14 protein-coding genes are annotated in these 21,250 nt (G+C 71.4%); 7 read left to right on the forward strand and 7 right to left on the reverse strand.

Annotated elements, in window-relative coordinates:
- Positions 1-1,281: 1,281 nt before the first annotated feature.
- The 3 genes from ACH35V_RS14890 to ACH35V_RS14900 form a co-directional block, all read right to left on the reverse strand.
- Entirely contained in the window at positions 1,282-2,511 is a 1,230-nt protein-coding gene (locus ACH35V_RS14890; RefSeq protein ID WP_395972768.1) for a DUF222 domain-containing protein, read from the reverse strand.
- A 503-nt stretch (positions 2,512-3,014) separates the two neighbouring features.
- Positions 3,015-4,421: an FAD-binding oxidoreductase gene (locus ACH35V_RS14895; RefSeq protein WP_395972769.1), complete on the reverse strand. Its 1,407-nt coding sequence runs from the start codon at positions 4,419-4,421 to the stop codon at positions 3,015-3,017.
- A gap of 1,692 nt (positions 4,422-6,113) precedes the next feature.
- The gene (locus tag ACH35V_RS14900) at positions 6,114-9,224 is read right to left on the reverse strand and encodes an ATP-binding protein (protein ID WP_395972770.1); all 3,111 of its coding nucleotides are present in this window, start codon (positions 9,222-9,224) and stop codon (positions 6,114-6,116) included.
- Positions 9,225-9,326: 102 nt separating this feature from the next.
- Here ACH35V_RS14900 and ACH35V_RS14905 point away from each other — a divergent pair, with 102 nt between their 5' ends.
- Positions 9,327-10,124, forward strand: coding sequence for a class I SAM-dependent methyltransferase (locus tag ACH35V_RS14905; protein ID WP_395972771.1), 798 nt, complete (start codon positions 9,327-9,329; stop codon positions 10,122-10,124).
- A 33-nt stretch (positions 10,125-10,157) separates the two neighbouring features.
- Here the strand turns inward: ACH35V_RS14905 and ACH35V_RS14910 are convergent, their stop codons facing one another.
- On the reverse strand, positions 10,158-11,318 hold the full coding sequence (locus ACH35V_RS14910; protein ID WP_395972772.1) for a DUF2332 domain-containing protein: 1,161 nt from the start codon (positions 11,316-11,318) through the stop codon (positions 10,158-10,160).
- 121 nt (positions 11,319-11,439) lie between these two features.
- Between ACH35V_RS14910 and ACH35V_RS14915 the strand changes: the two genes are divergently transcribed.
- Positions 11,440-12,840, forward strand: a complete 1,401-nt coding sequence (locus ACH35V_RS14915; RefSeq protein ID WP_395972773.1) for a sensor histidine kinase — start codon at positions 11,440-11,442, stop codon at positions 12,838-12,840.
- Here ACH35V_RS14915 and ACH35V_RS14920 read toward each other — a convergent pair.
- On the reverse strand, positions 12,815-13,711 hold the full coding sequence (locus tag ACH35V_RS14920) for an NAD(P)-dependent oxidoreductase (protein ID WP_395972774.1): 897 nt from the start codon (positions 13,709-13,711) through the stop codon (positions 12,815-12,817). The genes ACH35V_RS14915 and ACH35V_RS14920 overlap by 26 nt on opposite strands.
- Before the next feature lie 72 nt (positions 13,712-13,783).
- Between ACH35V_RS14920 and ACH35V_RS14925 the strand changes: the two genes are divergently transcribed.
- The 3 genes from ACH35V_RS14925 to ACH35V_RS14935 all read left to right on the forward strand — a co-directional run bounded on the left by ACH35V_RS14925 (position 13,784) and on the right by ACH35V_RS14935 (position 18,112).
- On the forward strand, positions 13,784-16,924 hold the full coding sequence (locus tag ACH35V_RS14925) for a BTAD domain-containing putative transcriptional regulator (RefSeq protein ID WP_395972775.1): 3,141 nt from the start codon (positions 13,784-13,786) through the stop codon (positions 16,922-16,924).
- Positions 16,921-17,808: an arylamine N-acetyltransferase gene (locus tag ACH35V_RS14930; protein WP_395972776.1), complete on the forward strand. Its 888-nt coding sequence runs from the start codon at positions 16,921-16,923 to the stop codon at positions 17,806-17,808. Before ACH35V_RS14925 ends, ACH35V_RS14930 begins: the two co-directional genes overlap by 4 nt.
- A gap of 115 nt (positions 17,809-17,923) precedes the next feature.
- On the forward strand, positions 17,924-18,112 hold the full coding sequence (locus ACH35V_RS14935; protein WP_395972777.1) for a hypothetical protein: 189 nt from the start codon (positions 17,924-17,926) through the stop codon (positions 18,110-18,112).
- Positions 18,113-18,134: 22 nt separating this feature from the next.
- Here the strand turns inward: ACH35V_RS14935 and ACH35V_RS14940 are convergent, their stop codons facing one another.
- Entirely contained in the window at positions 18,135-18,332 is a 198-nt protein-coding gene (locus tag ACH35V_RS14940; RefSeq protein WP_395972778.1) for a hypothetical protein, read from the reverse strand.
- A gap of 60 nt (positions 18,333-18,392) precedes the next feature.
- The gene (locus ACH35V_RS14945) at positions 18,393-18,749 is read right to left on the reverse strand and encodes a DUF3140 domain-containing protein (protein ID WP_395972779.1); all 357 of its coding nucleotides are present in this window, start codon (positions 18,747-18,749) and stop codon (positions 18,393-18,395) included.
- A 133-nt stretch (positions 18,750-18,882) separates the two neighbouring features.
- Between ACH35V_RS14945 and ACH35V_RS14950 the strand changes: the two genes are divergently transcribed.
- Both ACH35V_RS14950 and ACH35V_RS14955 read left to right on the forward strand, forming a co-directional pair.
- Positions 18,883-20,340 (forward strand): aminotransferase class I/II-fold pyridoxal phosphate-dependent enzyme, encoded by a 1,458-nt coding sequence (locus ACH35V_RS14950; RefSeq protein WP_395972780.1) that lies wholly within the window; start codon positions 18,883-18,885, stop codon positions 20,338-20,340.
- Between the two features lie 68 nt (positions 20,341-20,408).
- The gene (locus ACH35V_RS14955; RefSeq protein WP_395972781.1) at positions 20,409-21,242 is read left to right on the forward strand and encodes a phosphoribosylaminoimidazolesuccinocarboxamide synthase; all 834 of its coding nucleotides are present in this window, start codon (positions 20,409-20,411) and stop codon (positions 21,240-21,242) included.
- Positions 21,243-21,250: the final 8 nt, after the last annotated feature.

A 21,250-nucleotide genomic window follows, 5' to 3' on the forward strand; every position in this document is an offset into this window, starting at 1 on the left:
ACAGGCCGAGAAATCCGGTCACAAAAGCGGCAATGATTGTTGCAAGAGCACCAAGTACCGCGACCGGACCTGCGGTCTTCCAGAAGTGGCGCACATCCCCTGGCCGCCGCCCGTCGCTCTCTTCCCTGGGTGCAGGACTCGCCATGGCATCCCCTCGGCCGGATACCGCTGCAAAATCGATGACTAGGATAGTTGAAAGCAGGCCGAGTGGGAGCAATAGTCAAAACTTGTGAATCAAGATCTTTGGGCTGAGGCTGGTGGGTCTGATCGTCGGGTCGTTCGACGAACTGGCGCCTGCGCGGACCAGGGCGACCAGGTGGGTGCGTTGACCAAGCACCAGCGGGTCTGGGCAGACTCAAAGCTTGAAGGCCCTGGCCAAGCCCTGACCGGGCCTGCGGGTGCCGCGCCGCCAAATGAGGGAGGAACAGCTCGAAAACAGGCCCGTACTCCTTGACGATTTCATCCGTGGTGCGCAGGTGCTGCTAGTGCTCGGCCGGGAAGTCGTGGAAGGCCGGCAACTCGTCCAGGTCGTCGACGATCTTGGCGACGGCCCAACCCAGCCCACCACCGCGCCCAGACTGGACGGGCCACCGCGTTGGTGGTCGCCGGACACGACTCAGGACGCCACCGGCGACATCCTGACCTTCACATGGCCGAGTGACACGCCGCCCTCGCGACCGACATTAGGGTTGGAAGGGCGGCAGGGCTCACGGCCGCCGAGTCTCTGATGCGAATCTCCGAGTGGCGGCCCTGGCCTCGCCGCCCCCCGCTTTCGGTAAGGGCCGGGGCGAGCGGGCGCAGGAACGCGGGTTAGGCGGTGCCCCCCAGGCCGGACGGTTGCTCGGTTTGGATCTTCGCGTGGTCGTGCGGTGGTCGGAACGTGGAAGCGTGAATCCGGCGTGGAGTTCGGTGTAGGTGTCGCCTTGCTGTAGGTAGGCCCGGGTCTGCATGCCGAGGACGACTCCGGCCTTTGGCGTGGCAACGACAGCGATTCCTGCTAGGGGCTTCTTCGCGTTTGCGACGCTGCCATGCGGATCGGCGTTGAATCCTCTTCCGGGCTGGCCAGGTCTAGAGCGGCAGGGAGATCCGGCCTTCCAGCGCGCGTTTCCAGTTCTTTCCGGGCTTGTGGTAGGCGAGATGGAGACGTCCGCGACCAGGTCAGCCGGGAGTCCCAGGCGGCTGCTGCAGCGGTCGTGCGTATCACCGCCCGCTGGGCGGGGCCTATCGGGCAGGTCAGTGGCGGGGCAACGCTAGCCCAGTGTTCGCCTGGGGGTGGGGTGGTTACGCGGCCTGGGGGAGTTGGATCGGTGGGCCGGTGGCGTGTGGTGGTGGCAGGACGCGGTAGATGTGTCGTCCGGTGGTGTCGCGGACGATGCGTATCTGTTCGGCGTTGGTGTGTTTGAAGCGGTTGTGCCATCCGCAGCACAGGGCGAGTTGGTCGATGTCGGTGGGGGAGCCGAGGGCCCAGCCGGTGACGTGGTCGACCTCGCACAGGGTGCCGGGTACCTCGCATCCCCGTACCGCGCAGGTGGGGTAGAGGGTTTCGAGGACTTGGCGTTGGCCGGGGGTGGCGAACCGGGTGCGGTGGCCGAGGTAGAGGGGGATGTGGCCGCGTCCGAGGATGAGCGGTGAGACTCCGGCGCTCAGGGCGATGCGGCGGGCGTGTGCGGCGGGGATCGGGGTGCCGTCGGTGAGGCGGCCGGGGGTGGTGCCGCCGGTGAGGGTGTCCAGGTCGCAGATGACGGTGACCTTGGTGGCGCGGTGCCCGCCCGCCAGGACGCTGGTGAGGGCGGCGGCGGTGCGCTCTGGCAGGTCGCGGCGGTCATCGGTCCCGGCGGGTTTGGCCAGTGGGGCCAGGGTGCCGTCCCACACGGCGGTGTCTTCGGCGTTCAGCCAGCCTTTGATGTAGCGGCCGCCGTCCAGGGAGCGGGTAGAGGTGACCCAGGACTGCTCGTACCCGCGTTGAGTGTCCTGGTCGGGTGTTTCGGTGTCGTCGCGTTCGGCGATGACGTCGCGGATGCGGCGGCCGAAGGTGGCGACTTTCCCGGCGGAGAAGCCCTGGTGGACCATGTCCAGTAGCAGCGATTCGGCCTTGGCGCAGTCGGTGTCGTCTAGGCGGGCGACCGCGTCGGCGACGGTGGTCGCGTAGCCGTAGGTCAGTTCGCCGGTGGCCAGGAGTTCGGCGACGCGGGGCAGCCGGTGCCGCTGCCGGGCCAGGGTAATGCGCTCCTTGGCGCGGGACTCGCGCATCCCCAGCCGGGACCGCAGCCACGCTTGGGTGGACGGTATGCCCCAGCGGCGCATTTCACCGGAGGCGTCCACCCGGCCGATCAGTTCCGCCAGTGCGCTTTCCTGCTGATCGGAGGCCGCTGCGAGAGTTTCGGCGAGTTCCATGCACGCTGCGGGTGATTCGGGTGCGTCGCGTCCGGCGAGTTCGTGAGTGATCGCGGCGATGGCGTTCACCAATTCCATGGTGGACGCCGCTCCGAGATCAACTTCAATCGAACTCATATTCTAAGAATATCAAGGGCGGTCTTCTATTCACGCCCGGTTGGGGTTGGACTTTTATCACCAGTTGGATAGTCGGAGTCAAGCTAAATCAGAACCTGATTCCAGAGCCCTCTCTTTGTTCGATCTCCAAACTCGGTGACTTGGACGGTGGGGTGGCGCGTCGGGCGGGGGGCAGGCGGAGCCTGCCCGACGTAAGCTGCTCCCAGGGGCCGTAGAGGCTCCGAAGTCAAGGGTGGGACGGAGTCCCATCGCGTAGCGACGCGAAGCGCCCTTGACTTTGGAGGGGCGGCCCCGTACGCAGCGCCACCCCACCCGAACCATAGAACATAAAAGGCTAGAACCTCGAAGCCAGAGCAATTCGCCCAGACTCCGAACAGCACAACCGCGGGAATGGCGGCCCCCGACTTCGCCATTCCAGCGGCTGCGGCCAAGCTGCAGCCAAAGCCGCGGCCGCCAACGAGAGCCACCCCCGGGCAGTTCAGGGTGGGCTCTCGCTGGTTCGACTAGTGAGAAGGTTGGATGTTCTGGTTGATGTGGAAAGTGTTGTCCGGGTCGTAGTGGTTCTTGATGGCGGCCAGGCGGGCGTAATTGCCTCGGTAGGACGCGCGGACACGGTCCTGGCCCTCGCTCATCATGAAGTTGATGTAGGCGCCGCCGGCCGACGTGGGGTGCAGCTCTTTCCAGTAGTCCTGGGCCCATTGGGTGATGAGGGCGGAGTTGCCCGGGTCCGGGTCGACGCCGACGATGACGCCGGCCCAGCCGCCGTCGCGGTAGGCGAAGGCGGTGGCGTCGGCGGGGACGCGGGCGGCGGCTCCGTCGATGGGGTAGAGGTGCATGGTGGAGTGGCCGGTCGGCAACTGCTCGCCGTACTTGCAGTGGATGTCGATGGCGGTGTCGGAGATCTCGTTGAAGAAGTCCGACCGCCAGTACCACTGCAGGCCGGCCGGGTAGAGGCCGTCGAACGCGCCCTGCAGCACGTTGAACGGCATTTCGTGCAGGCCCATCAGCAGCGGCGAGCCGAACGTCTTGACCGGTTCGAGCACCTTGTCTGCCCTGTCGTGCGGACCGGTGTAGCACCACACGATCCCGCAGACCTTGCGACCCCAGAGCGCCTCCGGGAACGGCGGCGCCGGAGGGACGGTCATGATCCCGAGCCAGCCGCTCAGCTCCTCCGGCAGCGAGGGCAGCAGCTCCCGGTACCAGCGCATGACGTCGTCGGTGTCGGCGAGGCCGTACAGCACCGGTCCGCCGATGACGACGCCGTGCTCGCCGATGTCGTGGCAGCGGAACGTGAACGAGGTGACGACTCCGTAGTTCCCACCGCCGCCGCGCAGCGCCCAGAACAGGTCGCTGTGGGACGTCTCGCTCGCCATCACGAACGTCCCGTCCGCCAGGACGACGTCGGCGGAGATCAGGTTGTCGACGGTGAGGCCGAACCGGCGGGACAGGTAGCCGATGCCGCCGCCGAGCGTCAGCCCGCCGACCCCGGTGGACCCGAGGAAGCCGGACGGAGTGGCCATGCCGAATCCGACGGTCGCGTGGTCGACGTCCTGCCAGGTGCACCCGGCGTCGACGCGGACGGTCCGGGCCGCGGGGTCGACGGTGGTGCTGCGCAGCATGGACAGGTCGATGACCAGCGCGTCGTCCCAGACTCCGAGACCTCCGGCATTGTGCCCGCCGCCCCTGATGGCGAGCTCAACACCGTGCGCGCGGCCGAACCGGACGCAGGAGATGACGTCGACGACGTCCCGGCACCGCGCGATGGCGGCCGGACGCTTGTCGATCATGCCGTTGTAGACGGCGCGGGCGGCGTCGTACTCGACGTCCCCGGGTCTGATCAGTTCCCCGTGCAGGACACCGGACACCTCTTCGTACGGTGCCGTCGCGGTCGTATCTGTTGCCGTGCTCATGGTGCTCCCCCTTGGATGCTGTGCTCGACATGAGCGACGTTAGGAAGCGAGGCGTTCGCGAAGCGTTCGTCCAACCAGTCCCTTATCAATCGATAGGCGGAACGCTGGCGCCAGAACCCCGAACGCCCCGAACGCCCACCCCAGGCCACCAAACCCGCCCGACCCACCAGACCACCGAACCCACCCCTGCCCCTCAGGCCGCTCAGGCCACCCACGCCTCACCGCCCCCGGGTCCGCGTGGGAGCAGGTCATGCAGTGGGTACAGGACGATGCGGATGTCGTCCGTCCACCGGCCCGCCCAGGGCACCTACACCGCTGGGGCGCCCCAAGCCGCTCAGGCCACCAAAGCACCCAGGCCACCCATGCCACCGGAGGCCCGCCACCCGTCGGCCAGCCAGGTCTGCGGCACCAGCAGCGCGAGCCCGCGCCACCCACGCCTCGCCGCTGCCGGGTCCGCGTGGGAGCACATCGTGCGGCTGGATACAGGACGATGCGAGTGTCGTCCGTCCACCAGTCCGCTCAGGCACACGCCGCTGGGGCAGCCGAAGCCACCAAAGCACTCAGGCCACCCACGCCACCGAAGGCCCGTTACCCGTCGGCCGGACACGGCCTGCGGCTGTCCACGGTCACCGCTCCGCAACCCCGACGGCCTGGGCGTGACCGGCAGTGATGAACGCGGTCGCCACCAGCAGCACGCTGAGCCCACACCACCCACGCCGCCCAGGACTTCAGGCCACCCACTCAGGCCCTCATGCCGCTCAGTCCCGCCAAGGCCGCCCAGGCCGTTCAGGCCGGTTCAGCCCCTCAGGCCGCTGAGGCCCTCAGGCTCTCAGGCCGCCCACGCCACCAGAGGCCCGCTACCCGTCGGCCGGACATGGCCTGCGGCTGTCCTCGGTCACCGCCCCGCAACCCGGACAGCCTGGGCGTGACCGGCAGTGATGAACGCGGTCGCCACCAGCAGCACGCTGAGCCCACAGCACCCACTCAGGCCCTCATGCTGCTCAGTCCCGCCAAGGCCGCCCAGGCCGTTCGGGCCCGTTCAGCCCCCCAGGCCGTTGAGCCGCTCAGACCGCTCAGGCCCTCAGCGCGCTCAGGCCCCCAAAGCCGCTCAGGCCGTTTTAGGGCGCCGGGTCGCCCAGATCGCGGTGCCGCGGTGCAGTAGGGCGACGCTGCCATGCACGCACGCCGTCTGTGCCGCGGAACGCAGCCGCGACACCGACTGGGCACGTGCGGCGCAGGCGGTGCGCATCCGCATCACGCCGCCTACGTTTCCAGATCGTCCAGATCGCGGTTGCAGCGGTGGAGTAGGGCTACGCTGCCGTGCCCAGACGGCGTCTGTGCGGCGGAACGCAGGGGCGACACCGACTGGCACGTGCGGCGCAGGGTGCGCGTCCGCATCGCGCCGCCTAGGTCTCCAGATCGTCCAGATCGCGGTTGCAGCGGTGGAGTAGGGCTACGCTGCCGTGCCCAGACGGCGTCTGTGCGGCGGAACGCAGGGGCGACACCGACTGGCACGGGCGGCGCAGGGTGCGCGTCCGCATCACGCCGCCTACGTCTCTAGATCGTCCAGATCGCGGTTGCAGCGGTGGAGTAGGGCTACGCTGCCGTGCCCAGACGGCGTCTGTGCGGCGGAAGGCAGGGGCGACACCGACTGGCACGTGCGGCGCAGGGTGCGCGTCCGCATCGCGCCGCCTACGTCTCTAGATCGTCCAGGTCGCGGTTGCAGCGGTGGAGTAGGGCTACGCTGCCGTGTTCTGATGCCGTCTGTGCGGCGGAGCGGAGTCGGGAGACGGACTGTTCGGGGTCGTCGTAGGCGGCGCGCATGCGCATCACCTCGGGTAGCCACCAGAGGTCGTCGTGGGACTGTGCGGCGGCTAGAGCGGCGTCGAGCGTGGCCCGGGCCGCGTCTGGGCGGCCGTCGCGGGCCAGCAGGTCGGCGAGCAGCGAGAGCCAGTAGGGCATCCTGGCGAACGACCCCTCGGCCCTGAGGTTCCCGATGCCCTGCCGGGCGAGGTTCACGCCGGCCTGGCCGCCCCGGTACCAGCCGTCCAGGACCAGGCCCCACTCCCGGTAGTACGCGAAGTCGTAGCGGTCGCACAGCTCTCGCAGCTCGGCGACGGTGTCCCTCAGCTCGGGCAGGTCGCGGCGCATCTGATGGGTGACGGCGCCGTAGGCCAGCGCCACGGCCAGACTGTAGGGGTGCCCGATCGCCCGGGCTTCCTCGATCACGCTGGTGCAGGCGGCCAGCGCCTCCGCGTCGTGGCCGAGGAGCCAGTGGGCGTGGGCCGCCCAGGCCGTGCCGTGGATCTCGAGCCGGGTGCCGACGTTCAGCATGAAGGCGCCGCGCGTCTGGACGGCGAGTTCCAGGTGCCGCAGTCCCTCGGCGGGCCGGCCGAGGCTCACCGCCGTCCCGCCGGCGGCGAAGTGGGCCGAGCCGCTCGGCTCGGATCCGGGGTCGACGATGTTCAGCGCCTCGACGGCGAACCGGTACCCGTCGGCCGTACGGCCCTGGACGAACCGGGACGCCCAGAGCGCCACCAGGCCGGCGAGCTTCGAGTCGTCGTGACCGAGTGATTCGGCCAGCGCGACGGATCGTTCGAGCGTTTCCTGCAGGTGCGGAGAGGCGTACCCGTATTTGGCGTTGATCGGCGCCGCCGCGGCCTGGAGCACTTCAAGTTCCTTGGTGTCCCTGTCGCGGCCCTCGGGCATGGCGCGCACGATCGACAGCGCCTCTCTGTGCAGCCGGATCGACTCGGTGTGGGCGAAGAGGCCCGCCGCGACCTCGGCGGCCCGCCGGTAGTAGGCCAGTGCGCGGTCTGGGCGCCCGCCGCGCGCGTACTGCTCGGCGAGCTGCGCCGAGACCGCGTCGGTGTCGTCGGCGTGCAGCAGTTCCAGTCCCTGCGCGACCCGGCGGTGCAGCAGCCACCGTTTCGGCGGGGTGACGCCAGCGTACGCGGCGTCGCGCAGCAGGTCGTGGGAGAAGTCGTAGCCGCCCCGGAACTCCCGCATGATCCGGTGGCGCCACAGTTCGTCGACGGCCTCGACGACGACGCCGGCGTCCAGGTCGCTCGCCTCGGTGAGCAGGTCCAGGGTGAAGTCGGTCCCCACGGCGGCGGCGAGCCCGGCGATCTCTCGGGCCGGCGCGGACGCCCGTTCCAGCCGGTTGCGCAGGACCGAGGTGAGATCGCCGATGGGTGGCGGGGCGCCCTGCTCGACGCCTTCCGGGCCGGCGGCGTCGGGGCTGGCGGGGGCGGTGCCGGGTGGGTCGGGGGCGCCGCGGAGGGTTTCCACTACGTAGAGCGGGAAGCCGCCTGTCGTCGCGTGGAGCAGGTTCGCGTCGGTCTCGGGGAGACGGCGCCCGACGATCGCGGCGGCCAGCCCCGCCGTGCCCTCGGCCTCCAGGGGGTCGAGGGTGAACTCGGTGAGGAGCCCGGCGGTCCGCATCCGGACGGTCCAGTCCGCGAGCACCGGGCCGTCCCCGAGACCCTCGTCGCGCACGGTTCCGGCGATCATGACCGGTGCGTCGCCCGCCAACCCGAGATAGAACGTCAGGAACGCCAGCGTGTCCTGGTCGCACCACTGCATGTTGTCCAGGACGAGCAGCATCGGCTGGCCGACGGCGATCAGCGCCCGCGCCAGGCCCTCGAAGAACCGGGGGCGCTGCCAGGCGTCCGCCATGGCCCACGCTCCGGCGCCCCGCGACCCGTGGCCCTTGACCGGGACGAGCCGGTCGACCTCGGCGCGCCACGTCTCGTCGAGCGTCGCGGTGGCCGATCGCGCGGCCGGTGTGCGCATCCAGTCCGCCACCGGTGCGAGCGCCAGCCGTCCGGACGACCCGAAGCACTGGCTGCCCGCCACCACGGCGCCCTGCCGCCGGGCCAGCTCGGCGAACTCGGTCACCAGACGGGTCTTCCCGACCCCGGCGGCGCCCCGTACGAGGGTGCAGCCGGGACGGCCCGCCACGGCCGTCCGCCACAGATCGCACAGCTGGTCGAGTTCCCGCGAACGGCCGATGAGCCGCGCCACGGCGACACCGGGCCGGCCGGCGATCTGCCCCACCCGTGCCGTCTCGTCGCCCTCGCCACCGTCCTCGCCGTCGTTTTCGTTTTCGCCCGAGCCCGAGCCCGCGTCCGCCATCAGGCGTTGGAAGGCGCGCCGCGTCGACGGGTCCGGGACGACGCCCAGCTCGCGCTCCAGGACCGAGGCGCAATGGTGGTAGGTGCTGATGGCGCCCGCGCGATCGCCCAGTTCCGCCTGCAACCGGATCAGGACCCGGTAGCCGACCTCCTCCAGCGGCTGGAGCCGGATCCGGCGGCGGGCGGCGTCCACGGCCCTGGCCAGGTCGCCGGTTTCGGCGCTCGCCGCGGCGACCAGATCGCACATTTCCACACATTGGCGCTCAAGTTCCGACCTGGCGTCCAGCACCCAGTCGTCGTGCACCCCCGGCAGGAGATCGCCCTTGTACTCGGCGACGGCCCTGGCGGCGTGCTCGGCGGCCGCCTTGCGGTCCCCCAGGGCCAGCGCCTCCCGGGCGCCCTCGCACTGGACGGCGAAGACGCGCAGGTCGACGCGGCACGTCCCGCTGTCTCGCCAGCGGAGATCCCTGGACGTGACCACCAGCGAAGGCTCAGGGCCGAGAACCCGGCGCAGGTGGTGCAGTTCGCGGCGCAGATTGGTGAGCGCCTGCGCGTCCGTGGAGTCCGGCCAGAAGATCCCCGCGATGTGCTGCCGGGTCTGGGACGAGCCCGCATGGGCGGCCAGATATGCGACGAGACCGACCGTTCGCGGTGAACGAGACCGCACTCCGGACTCATCGTCTCCGATTACCTGATCCCCCAATAGAGACGCGTAAAGCATGTCACTCCGCCTCCCGAAACCCCAGGCTAGCTGTATCGTCCTGACGCCATGGGCGACGTATGGGCTGGCAGTGACGCCTACGAGGACTACGTGGGCCGGTGGAGCCGCCGGGTCGCGGGCCCGTTCCTACGCCGGTTGGACGTGCCCGCCGGCAAGCGCTGGCTGGACGTCGGCTGCGGCACCGGGGCGTTGACGGCGGCCGTCCTGGCCTTGAAAGACCCTGGCCAGGTCATCGGGGTGGACCCTTCGGAGGGATTCCTGGCCGGCGCACGCGCGCAGGTATCGGACACCCGGGCGAGCTTCTGCGCCGGGGACGCCCGGACGCTCCCGTTCCCCGATGACCGGTTCGACGCCGTGGTCAGCGGGCTGGCGCTCAACTTCGTCCCAGAGCCGCATCTGGCCGTGGCCGAGTTCGGCCGGGTCGCCGCACCGGGCGGCACGGTTGCCGCCTACGTATGGGACTACGGCGAGGGCATGGCGATGATCCGGTACTTCTGGGACGCCGCCACCACGCTCGACCCGGCCGCCGCCGAACTGGACGAGGGCCGCCGCTTCCCCCTGTGCCACCCCGAACGCCTGCATCGGCTGTGGGCCGACACAGGTCTGGACGACATCGCCGTCGAGCCGATCGAGGTGGCGACGGTGTTCTCCGGCTTCGACGACTACTGGCGCCCGTTCCTCGGCGGACAGGGCCCGGCGCCGGGATACGCGATGTCGCTGGACGAGGAGCACCGGCACGCCCTGCGCGACCTGCTCCGCGCCCGCCTGCCCGCCGGCCCGGACGGGTCCATCGCCCTCACCGCCAGAGCTTGGGCGGTGCGGGGAGTCGCGGACGGATCGTCCTGACGGGCGACCGCTACGAGCCTGACAGGCCACCGGCTAGGAGCCGGCCAGCCAGGCGAGCAGGCGGCCCCGCGACCAGCAGCGGCCGAGGCCCTCGGCGCGCAGGGACGAGTGGTCGAACAGCGCCAGGCCGATGACGCTGTGACCGGACGCGCGCCGGTCGCCGAAGGTCGGTATCGCCGGAGCGACTCCGACGCCCTCGGCCGACACCCACGCCACCGTCCGTCCGGTCGCCGCTTCGTCGAGGCGGTGCAGGAAGCGCAGGCGGTCTTCGAGCGAGAAGCGCGACAGCGCCCACGTCGTGGTGACCACGGGCAGGACGTCCGCGGGCACGCGGGATAGGGCGTCGGGCAGCAATTCGACGGCGTCCCCTTGCAGCAGCAGCGGAGGGGCAGTCGCCGCCAACGCCAGCTCCGCTTCGAGCCTGGCGATCCGCTCCGGCTGATCCGGCGGCAGGCAGGCGCGCAGCCATCGGGCTTCATCGGGGTCGGTCACGTCGACCGGGTCGACGTCGATACCGATGCGGGTCACGACCTCGGGCATCGCCTGCGCCGGGACGGGCCGCTCCCCCACGAGAGAGCACGACTGCTGCACGGGAGAGGACGCGTCACCCAGCAATCGCCCATCGCTGTAGGTGATGCCGACGCGGTCGACATTGAGGTTGAGCCCAGCCGAGCAGCCCACGTCGATCAGGCCGACAGCGGACGCGCCCACCCGGCGGGCCGCCTCGGCAATGGCCGGGTAGAGCACGGCGCAGCGTCCGGTCTCGTCGGACCGCGTCCGGCGGCGGGCGGCTATGGCCACGACCGAATCGGTCATCCGCAGGAGCGCATCGATCGCGGCGCGGGCAGCGGCATCGCCGCCCACCGAGGCGCCGGCGGTTGCGGCGGCGTCGGCTTCCGCTGAGGCGTCGGCGTTCGCGGCGGTGGTGGTGCCACTGGCGGCGTAGGCGGTGGCTAGGGCTGGGGCGCGGCCGGTGAGGGCGAGGTCGTGGAGCGCGGCGAGGATCATCGTGGGGTGCCGCTTGCGGGCCGGTGCCGTCTCGATCGCGCGCAGCGCCTCGTCGGACTCGCTCAAGGCGATGGCGACGCGCTCGTACAGCGCCGATGTCTCGGCGGCGTCGACCTCGGCGAAACGCCGGTACACCTGGGCGAGCGTGCGTGCCCTGCTGCGGTTTCCCATGGCCGACCTTGGCATCCCGACGATTCTAGCCATCGGGAACGAATCCCCCCGTCCGGCGGAAGATGACGATCACCTACGCTGAGTGGGTGAGTTGTTACTGTTAGTGTCCGGCCGTTCGGGATACGGGGGATCGGCTGTGGCGACGGAGAGGTGGGAGGCGTGCCGCCGGTGGCACAGGCGGCTGTTCTTCACTGTGCGGGGACGCGCCACGGTCACCACCACGGCGGCGTCGGCGGTGATCCTGACCGTGGTGTTCTTGCTGCTCATGCTGCTGGCGCGGGAATGGGCGGAGAGCACGGTCTGGCGGAAGTCCGAGCGGACGGTCGAGCGCGTCGTGACCGACATCGTCCGGGGACGGTACGAGGACGTGCTCGCCCCCAGGCCGGACGAGACGCCGATGGTGCAGGTCCTCGGCCCGGACGGCGAGGTCGTCGCGGCGAGCGTCGAGCTGAGCGGGCTCCCGCCGCTGGCGGCCGAGGACGTGCGGAAGGACAGGATGCTCCTCGACCGCAGCATCTGCCCCGAGTTCCTGGACGAGTGCGTGTGGATGTTCGGGACGCGGGTGCGGACGTCGCCGTGGGGTCCGGGCGTGATGGTGATCGCGGTGACGCCGCTGCCGACGCTGCTGAACGTGTGGCTGCTGCCGCTGGGCCTCGCGCTGATCACGACGGCGCTGCTGGCGCTGATCGCGTGGTGGACGTGGCACACGATCGGGCGGACGTTCGTCCCGGTCGACGAGATCCGCGCGGAGATGGCGGAGTTCAGCGCGCGGGGCCTCGGCCACCGGGTGCCCGTCCCGCAGACGGGCGTGAGGATCCAGGCGCTCGCCGAGACCGTCAACGCGACGCTCGAACGGCTGCAGGAGGCGACGGAGCGGGAACGCCGGTTCATCTCGGACGCGTCGCACGATCTGCGGAACCCGCTCGCGGCGCTGCAGATGCAACTGGAGACCGCGCTGGACGAGCCCGACGGCTTCGAGTGGAGACCGATGGTCGAGTCGGCGCTGCGCGACACGCGGCGGCTGAACGACATCGTCGTCGACCTGCTGGAACTGTCGCGGCTCGACTCCCGCGCCCCGGTCCCAGTGGAGCGGATCGACCTCGCGGGCCTCGCCCGCCGGGAGGTCGAGCGGCGCCCGCCGCGCGTCCCGATCACGACGGACCTGGCGCCGGGCGTGCTCGTCCGGGCGAACCCGGTGCGGCTGGCGCGGGTGCTCGGCAACCTGCTGAGCAACGCCGAACGGCACGCGACGGACGACATCCGGGTCTCGGTGGCGCGGGACGGGGACGACGCCGTCCTGGAGGTGCTGGACGACGGTTCAGGCATCCCGGAGGAGGCGCGGGAACGGGTCTTCGAGCGGTTCGCGCGGCTTCGCGAGTCGCGGACCCGGGACCCGGAAGGCACCGGGCTCGGGCTGCCCATCGCGCGCGAGATCGCCGAGGTCTACGGCGGCACGCTGCGCATCGCGGACAGCCCGCGCGGCGCCCGGTTCGTCCTCCGCCTCCCTCTCGTCAAGGACGGCGGATCACCTCGATGACGCTGGACAGGCCGTCGGAGCCGTGTCCGGCGTCCACGGCGCGCCAGAACAGGTCCCTGAGCGCGAGCGGTCCGGCCGTGTCGATCCCCGCTTCGCGGGCGGCCTCCACGACGTGGTCGGCGCCGACCGCCTGCATCCTGAGCGTGTGGTCGTCGCCCGGGTGGACGCCCGCGTCGAACATCTCGGTGAGGATCTTCAGGAATCCCATGGGGCCGTCCGTCGCGAGGTCCCGGACGGTCGTGGCGGCGAACGGGCGGAACTGCTCGGCGGACACGCCGGCCGTGCCCAGCAGCGCCACGGAGTGCATGTAGGCGGCCAGCGTCGACCAGAACAGGTACAGCTGCGCCTGGTAGTACAGCATCGACAAGCCCAGGTCAGAGCCGACGAACATGGCGTCGCCCAGCTCGCTGAGCGTTTCGCGGTGGCGGTCGAGGGTCGCCTCCTGGCCGCTGTAGAAGACGTACGCGCCCGGCTGGCCGATGCCCTGCGGGGGCGTCATGACGCCCCCGGTCAGCAGGTCCGCGCCGTGCCGGGACGCCCATTCGCCTGCGCGGCGCAGCTCGTCGGGGCTGCCGGAGCTGAGGTTGACCACGACGCGGCCCTTGAGCGCGTGGGCGACGTCGCCGTCGCCGTCGCCGTCGAGGGAGTCGTACATCGCGGCGTAGTCGGTCTGGCTGATGACGATCAGGTCGGACGCGGCGAGCGCGTCGGCGGGCGTCGCGGCGAGGGTCGCGCCTTTCGCGACGAGCGGCTCCGCCTTGGCCGCGGTCCTGTTCCACAGGGTGGTCGGATGCCCGTTGCCGAGGAACGTGGCTGCCATGGCCGCGCCCATTGGGCCGAGGCCGATGACCGTGACCGGTGATTTCGTCATGGATTCAGCGTCGCTTCGGGCGCTACGGAAATGCTTCGGGTGGTTCCGTAGCGGGTGCGTACGCTGGACATCGTGCGTTTCGGGGTGCTGGGGCCGCTCGCCGTGTGGACGAGCAGCGAGGCCGACGGCGCGGACCACGGCGCGGGTGTGCACGTCCCCGAGCCGAAGGTCCGGACGCTGCTGGCGATGCTGCTGACCGAACCCGGGCGTCCGGTCTCGGTCGATCGGCTGGTGGACGCGCTGTGGGGCGACCGTCCGCCGCGCAACCCGTCCGGCACGCTGCAGGCCCGCGTCTCGCAGTTGCGCCGGGTCCTGGACGATGCAGAACCGGGTGCGCGGGCGCTGCTCGTGTCACGTCCGCCCGGCTATCTGATCGACGTGCCCCCGGACGCCGTGGACTCCGGACAGTTCGCAGCGCTCGTCGTCCAGGCGGGCGAGGTGACCGATCCGCTGGCCAAGGCGCGCCTGCTGGGAGAGGCGTTGGCGCTGTGGCGCGGCCCCGCGTTCGACGGCCTCGACCTTCCGCACGGCGTCGCGACCGAGCTTGAGGATCGGCGGCTGGCCGCACTGGAGGAGCACGCCGAGGCCCGCCTTGAGCTGGGCGAGCACGCCGCGCTGAGTGCGGAGCTGGCGGCGGAGGTCGTCCGGCATCCGCTGCGGGAGCGGCTCCGCGCCGCGCACCTGCGCGCCCTCTACCGTGCCGGACGCCAGAGCGAAGCCCTCGCCGGATACCACGACCTGCGAGAACGGCTGGCCGACGAGCTGGGCGTCGACCCGAGCCGCGAGCTGGTCGCGCTCTACATGTCGATGCTGGAACAGGCGCCGTCCGAGGCGGGACGGCCGCGCGCCGCGCCGAAACTGCCGACTGCCCTCGGGGAGCTGATCGGGCGCGGCGACGCCGTCGAACGGGCCCGCGCGCAGCTCGTGTCGGACCGGCTGGTGACGTTGACCGGGCCCGGCGGCGTCGGCAAGACCCGGCTCGCCCTGGAGACGGCCGCGCGGTCGGCCGCCGACCACCCGGACGGGGTGTGGTTCGTAGAGCTGGCCGCCGAGCAGGCGGAATCGGCGTCGGACATCGCCGAGCCGGTCGCGCGCGTCCTCGGACTGTGGGACGAGGGCGGCGACGGTCCGGTGGAGCGGCTCACGCGTGCGCTCAGCGCCCGGCGTTCGCTGCTCGTCCTGGACAACTGCGAGCACGTCATCGAACCCGCCGCCGACCTGGCCGGACGGCTCCTCGCCGGGGCTCCGGGGCTGCGGATCCTCGCCACGTCCCGCGAACCGCTGGGCCTGCCGGGGGAGCGGCTGCGGATCGTCCCGCCGCTGGATCTGCCCGGCCGCGAGACGGCGCCGGGGGCGCTGCTGAAGTCCGGCGCGGTGCGGCTGTTCGTCGCGCGGGCCGCGGCGGCGGCGCCGGGGTTCGCGCTGGACGAGTCGTCCGCGCCGTGGGTCGCGTCGATCTGCCGGAGGCTGGACGGGCTGCCGCTCGCGCTCGAACTGGCGGCGACCCGCGTCCGCGCGCTCGGGGTGCGGGAGCTGGCGGCCCGGCTGGACGACCGGTTCCGCGTCCTCGCGGGCGGCAGGCACGGCGGCCCGGCACGGCAGCGGACGCTCCGCGCGATGATCGACTGGAGCTGGGAGCTGCTGACCGGGCCGGAGCGGGTCGCGCTGCGGCGGCTCGTCGTCCACGCGGGCGGCTGCACCCTCGACGCGGCCGAGACGGTCTGCGACACCGACGCCGCCGTGCTCGCGAGACTGGTCGACCGTTCACTGATCACCCGGACGGAGGCGGAGGGAGACGCGGCGAACGGCCGCTTCCGCCTCCTGGAATCGGTCGCCGCCTACGGCCTGGAGCGGCTGAAGGAGGCAGGCGAGGAGGACGAGTTCCGCCGCCGTCACGCCCGCTACTACACCGGCCTCGCCGAGCGCGCGGCCGAGCGGCTGCGCGGCCCCGAGCAGGCCGGCTGGCTGGACGTTCTCGACCGCGAGGCCGCCAACCTCACCGCCGCGCTCAAACACGGCGACGCCGTCAGGCTGGCGAACGCGCTGGGCTGGTATTGGTTCCTGCGCGGACGTTTCGGCGAGGCCCGCAGCGCCCTCGAATCGGCATCGCCCCCGTCCGCCCCACCCTCGGGCGAAACCGCGATGTGGCTGGCGGCCTTCACCATGCTGTCCGGCGAAAGCAAGGACTCAGAACACCTCCGCCAAACCGCCCTAACCGCCGCCACCCCCTCCGTCTCCGCCCCCCGAGAGGACGAATTCGCGCAAGCCAAAGCGGAATGGTTCCTCAGCCACGTCCATTGGGCATACGGCGACATTGCCGCGAATGAGGAACGCGTCGACCACGCCCTGTCGGTGTTCCGCGCACGCGACGACCGGTGGTTCACGGCCGCCGCGCTCGCCACCCGCGCCAAGTCCGCCCTGGGACACGGCCGGCTCGCGGCCGCCCGCCACGACGCCGAGACCAGCTTGGCGATCTTCGACGAGCTGGGCGATCCGTGGGGACGGCTGGAGGCGTCCGATGCCCTCGCCCGCCACGCCGAGATCACCGGCGACCACGACGAGTGCGCCCGCCGCCACCGCGCCGCCCTCCGCGTCGCCGAGGACCTGCGGATGTGGCCCGAGGTCTCGTACCGGCTGTCCGGGCTGGGCCGCGTCGCACTGCTCACCGGCGACCTCGACAAGGCCCGCGACCTGCACGAACGGGCCCTGGATCTGGCCGGACGGCACGCCGCCAGGTCCGCGCAGGAGTTCGCCGAGATCGGGCTCGGGCTCGTCGCGCGGGCGCGCGGCGACCTCGACGCCGCCGAGGCGCACCTGCGCACCTGGCTCGGCTGGCTGCGCGGCATCGGCGGGACGGCCGGGATCGCGTTCGCGCACGCCCAGCTCGGCTTCGTCGCGGAGGAGCGCGGCGACGCCGACACCGCGCTCGCCCTGCACACCGAGGGCCTCGCCGAAGCCCGCGCCGTCGGCGACCCGCGCGCCGTCGCGCTCGCCCTCGAAGGTCTCGCCGGGGCCCGCTCCCTCGCGGGCGATCACGCGGCGGCGACCGGCCTGCTCGCCGAGGCCGCCGCGCTCCGCGAGGCCGCCGGGGCGCCGCTGCCCGCCGCCGAACGCCGCGACGTCGACCGCATCGCCGGGAGGATCCGGGCCGCGTCCGGTGTTACCTCTCACGGGGGCACGGTCCACGGCGAGAGGAAACAGGGGAGACCATGAGCGAGGATCTCGGATACGGATGGCAGGGCGACCTCCTCGACCTGCCCGCCTACCTGAAGCGGGTCGGCCACGACGGCGATCTCGCCCCGACCGGGGACACGCTGCGCGCCCTGCACCGCGCGCACACCACGTCCATCCCGTTCGAGAACCTGGAGATCATGCTGGGGCGGCCGGTCGTCCTGTCGCTGGACACCGTCCAGGCGAAGCTGGTCGGACGGTCACGCGGCGGCTACTGCTACGAGCACAACCGGCTGTTCGCGGCGGTGCTGGAACGGCTCGGCTACGAGGTCACCGCCTTGGCCGGACGGGTCACGCTCGGCGCCCGCAAGCTGCTGCCCGCCACGCACGCGCTGCTCCACGTCCGCCCGCCGGGCCAGCCGCGGGACGAGCCCGCCTGGCTGTGCGACGTGGGCTTCGGCGCCGGGCCGCTGGAACCGCTGCGGCTGCTCGACGGCGAGGAGGCCGACCAGGACGGCTGGGGCTTCCGCCTCCAGAAGGGCCGGACCGCCACCGCCTGGACGCCCAGCACGGTCGGCTGGGAACTCCACCAGCGTGGGAAGGACGGCTGGGTCCAGCGCCACACGTTCACGATGAACGAGCAGTTCCGCATCGATTTCGAGGTGGGCAATTTCTTCGTCTGGGCGAACCCGCATTCGCCGTTCTCGACCCGTCCGTTCACGCAGAAGTTCAAGGTCGACGCACACCTCGTCCTGGACGGGACGACCCTGACCACCAATCGCCCCAACGCCTCCACCGAGACCCGCACGCTCACCCCGGAACAGCTGCCCGAGACGCTGGCGGACGAGTTCGGAATCGTCCTGGAAGGCGAAGACGTGACCCGCCTAATCGACTTCGAACGCAACCGCGCTGACCAGGACGGCTAGGAGAGGTCGAGGCGGGCGAGTTCGCCGCGGTGTCGTCCACCCTAGCCAAAAGCGGCGGTTGAACCGCGTCCTCCGGGTATCGCCCAGACGTCGGAACCGCCGTTTTGGAGGGGTGATGAGCGAACGCAGGAACGACGAGGACAAACCGGTCGCCGACCGCCGCGCCGACGGGAACGCGCCGCAGGAGGACGACCACGACTTCGCGGACGAGCACACCCCCGGCCCCACCGACCCGCCGGTCGCCGAGGCCGAGACCCCGGGCGGCGAGGACGACGGCTACAGCCCGCAGACCGAAGTCCCCTGACCGCGTCTCTCCGCTGCCACCGCTAGTCGGGGTGGGGCGGCTGCTGGTCGGGGGGCGTTCCGCCGCCTTCACCGCCTCCCTTGCCGCCCTTGTCGGTGCCGTGCGCGTGGCCCTTCGCCCTCGTCTTCTTCGGGTCGGCGGCCTCGGGCGCGGGCTCGTTCGTCACCGAGGTCCGCTCCGATCGCCGGATCTCGGGCTGCTGCGGGTTCGGCATCTTCATCCCTCCTCTGCGGCTGGACGGCGCCTAGACGCTCGACGGCGTCTACACACTCGACGACGTCTACGCGCTGGACGGTTCGGGACGCAGGGGGTCATGTCCCACCGTCATGAGCGCGTGCCGCCACTGCTCGTCCCGTTCCGCGTCGGGCGGACGGTTCTCCAGCCGGTCCTCCACGTAGTCCACGACCTGGCGCATCACGTCGGCGTCGCCCTCGGTCAGGTCGACCTTCCGCTTGCGCAGGACGTCCACCACCCGGGCGCCCAGTTCGGACACCCCCGGGCTCGGGCCGGGCGGGAACGCCTCCTCGCCGGAGGCGTCCGTCATCAGCCAGATGCGCAGCTCGTCGGAGGTCATGTTGACGAGCCGGTGGAAGTCCTCCCAGGCCAGCTCGGCCTCGGCCGGTATGCGATCTTTCATTGGATAAACTCCCTGTCGCCCATTCCGAACCCGCCCTACCCGACGCCGCCCACCCCATTCACCCGTCCCGCGGCCGCGGGGCCATTCGATCGCGGGGCCGTTAGATGGCGGGCGGCTCGGGAAGACGGCGGGCATGGACCATTCGCAGGCCCCCGTCCTCGACGCCCTCGCCGCGTTCCACCGGGAGGGCCAGGTCCCGTTCACGCCGCCCGGCCACAAGCAGGGCCGCGGCGCGGACCCGCGCGTCCGGGCCGTGCTGGGCGACGCGGTGTTCCGCTCCGACGTCCTCGCGATCTCCGGCCTGGACGACCGCACGTCCAGCCACGGGGTGCTGGAACGCGCGCAGGAACTGATGGCGGACGCCGTCCACGCCGAGCAGACGTTCTTCTCCACCTGCGGCAGCAGCCTGTCGGTGAAGAGCGCGATGCTGTCGGTCGCCGGGCCCGGGGAGAAACTCCTGGTCGGACGGGACGCGCACAAGTCGGTCGTGTCGGGCCTGATCCTGTCCGGCGTCCGCCCGATCTGGGTGGAGCCGCAGTGGGACGCGTCCCGGCGGCTGGCGCACCCGCCGTCCGCCGAGGCGTTCGCGGCCCGGCTGGACGAGCACCCCGATGCCCGCGGCGCCCTCGTCACGAGCCCCACCCCGTACGGGACGTGCGCCGACCTCGCCGCGATCGCGGCGGCCTGCCACAAGCGCGGCCGCCCGCTGATCGTGGACGAGGCGTGGGGCGCGCACCTCCCCTTCCATTCCGACCTGCCGACCTGGGCGATGGACGCGGGCGCCGACGTGTGCGTGACGAGCGTCCACAAGATGGGCGCCGGGCTGGAGCAGGGCTCGGTGTTCCATCAGCAAGGGGATCTGGTGGACCCGTCCGTCCTCAAGGCCCGGGAGGACCTCCTCGGCACCACCAGCCCGTCCGTGCTGCTCTACGCGGGCCTCGACGGCTGGCGCCGCCAGATGGTCGAGCACGGCCGCGACCTCCTGCAGCACGCCCTCGATCTCGCCGCCGACGTCCGCGAGCAGATCTCCGCCGTTCCCGGCTTCACCGTCCAGGGCCCGGACGAGTTCACCGGCCCTGGCCTGGCCCACAGCCTCGACCCGCTGCCCATCGTCATAGACATCGCCGACCTCGGCACCACCGGCTACCGCGCCGCCGACTGGCTCCGCGCGCACCATCACATCAATCTGCATCTCGCCGACCACCGCCGGATCAGCGCCCAGCTCACCGTCGCCGACAGCGAGGAGACGGTGACGCCCCTGCTCGCAGCCCTCCGCGACCTGCGCGAACACATCGAGCCTGCGCCGGAGGTCCACGTCCCGCCGCCGGACGAACTGCGCCTGGAACTCGCCGTCCTCCCCCGCGACGCCTTCTTCGGCCCCGCCGAGCAGGTGTCCGCGGACGAGGCCGCCGGACGGATCTGCGCGGAGATGCTCACCCCGTACCCGCCGGGCATCCCCGTCGTCCTGCCCGGCGAGCGCATCACCGCCCCGGTCATGGACTACCTGCGCAGCGGCGTCGACGCGGGAATGGTCGTCCCGGACGCGGCGGACTCGTCCGTCAAGACCGTCCGCGTGTTCGTCGAGGACTGACCGGGCGACCGCCCCGCACATCCCCTATGCCAAACTCCTTTTCGGCGGACGACGAGTTGAGGAGCGTCATGGAGTTGGTCCACTCGGGCAAGGTCAGGGACGTCTACGCGGACGGGGACGACCTGATCCTCGTCGCGTCCGACCGGGTGAGCGTGTACGACGTCGTCCTGCCGACGCTGATCCCCGACAAGGGGAAGATCCTGACCCAGCTCTCCCTGTGGTGGTTCGAGCAGCTCGCCGACATCGTCCCGAACCACATCATCTCGGCGACGAACGTCCCGGACGAGTGGGAGGGACGCGCCGTCCGCTGCCGCCGCCTCACCATGCTCCCCGTCGAGTGGATCGCCCGCGGCTACCTGGCCGGCCTGGGCCTCAAGGAGTACGAGAAGGGCGGCGCCGTCTCCGGCGTCCCCCTCCCATCCGGCCTGGTCGAAGGCTCGAAGCTCCCCGAGCCGATCTTCACCCCCACCACCAAGGCCACGGTCGGGCACGACGAGTTCATCACCTACGACGACGTCGTCACCGAGATCGGCGACGACACCGCCGCCCGCCTGAAGGACGTCACACTGGAGATCTACAGGCGCGGCGCGTCCGTGGCCGCCGACCGCGGCATCATCATCGCCGACACGAAACTGGAGTTCGGACGGGCCCCCGACGGCACCCTCACCCTGGGCGACGAGGTCCTGACGTCCGACTCGTCCCGCTTCTGGCCCGCGGACCAATGGCAGCCCGGCGGCCCGCAGCACTCGCTCGACAAGCAGTACGTCCGCGACTGGAGCAGCACCCTCGACTGGGACCGCACCCCACCCGGCCCCGCCATCCCCCAGGACGTCGTAGAAGCCACCCGCGCCCGCTACATAGAAGTCTACGAACGCCTAACGGGCCACTCCTGGCACTCCTAACCCCAGCT

The organism is Actinomadura sp. 1N219 (assembly GCF_044326405.1).
Classification (GTDB): domain Bacteria; phylum Actinomycetota; class Actinomycetes; order Streptosporangiales; family Streptosporangiaceae; genus Spirillospora.

What these genes read in the sequence shown, in the direction of transcription:
- ACH35V_RS14890 (WP_395972768.1), bottom strand. Translation starts at nt 2,511, where the DNA reads ATGAGTTCGATTGAAGTTGATCTCGGAGCGGCGTCCACCATGGAATTG.
- ACH35V_RS14930 (WP_395972776.1), top strand. Translation starts at nt 16,921, where the DNA reads ATGAGCGAGGATCTCGGATACGGATGGCAGGGCGACCTCCTCGACCTG.
- ACH35V_RS14950 (WP_395972780.1), top strand. Translation starts at nt 18,883, where the DNA reads ATGGACCATTCGCAGGCCCCCGTCCTCGACGCCCTCGCCGCGTTCCAC.
- ACH35V_RS14920 (WP_395972774.1), bottom strand. Translation starts at nt 13,711, where the DNA reads ATGACGAAATCACCGGTCACGGTCATCGGCCTCGGCCCAATGGGCGCG.
- ACH35V_RS14910 (WP_395972772.1), bottom strand. Translation starts at nt 11,318, where the DNA reads ATGCCAAGGTCGGCCATGGGAAACCGCAGCAGGGCACGCACGCTCGCC.
- ACH35V_RS14945 (WP_395972779.1), bottom strand. Translation starts at nt 18,749, where the DNA reads ATGAAAGATCGCATACCGGCCGAGGCCGAGCTGGCCTGGGAGGACTTC.
- ACH35V_RS14905 (WP_395972771.1), top strand. Translation starts at nt 9,327, where the DNA reads ATGGGCGACGTATGGGCTGGCAGTGACGCCTACGAGGACTACGTGGGC.
- ACH35V_RS14940 (WP_395972778.1), bottom strand. Translation starts at nt 18,332, where the DNA reads ATGAAGATGCCGAACCCGCAGCAGCCCGAGATCCGGCGATCGGAGCGG.
- ACH35V_RS14895 (WP_395972769.1), bottom strand. Translation starts at nt 4,421, where the DNA reads ATGAGCACGGCAACAGATACGACCGCGACGGCACCGTACGAAGAGGTG.
- ACH35V_RS14955 (WP_395972781.1), top strand. Translation starts at nt 20,409, where the DNA reads ATGGAGTTGGTCCACTCGGGCAAGGTCAGGGACGTCTACGCGGACGGG.
- ACH35V_RS14935 (WP_395972777.1), top strand. Translation starts at nt 17,924, where the DNA reads ATGAGCGAACGCAGGAACGACGAGGACAAACCGGTCGCCGACCGCCGC.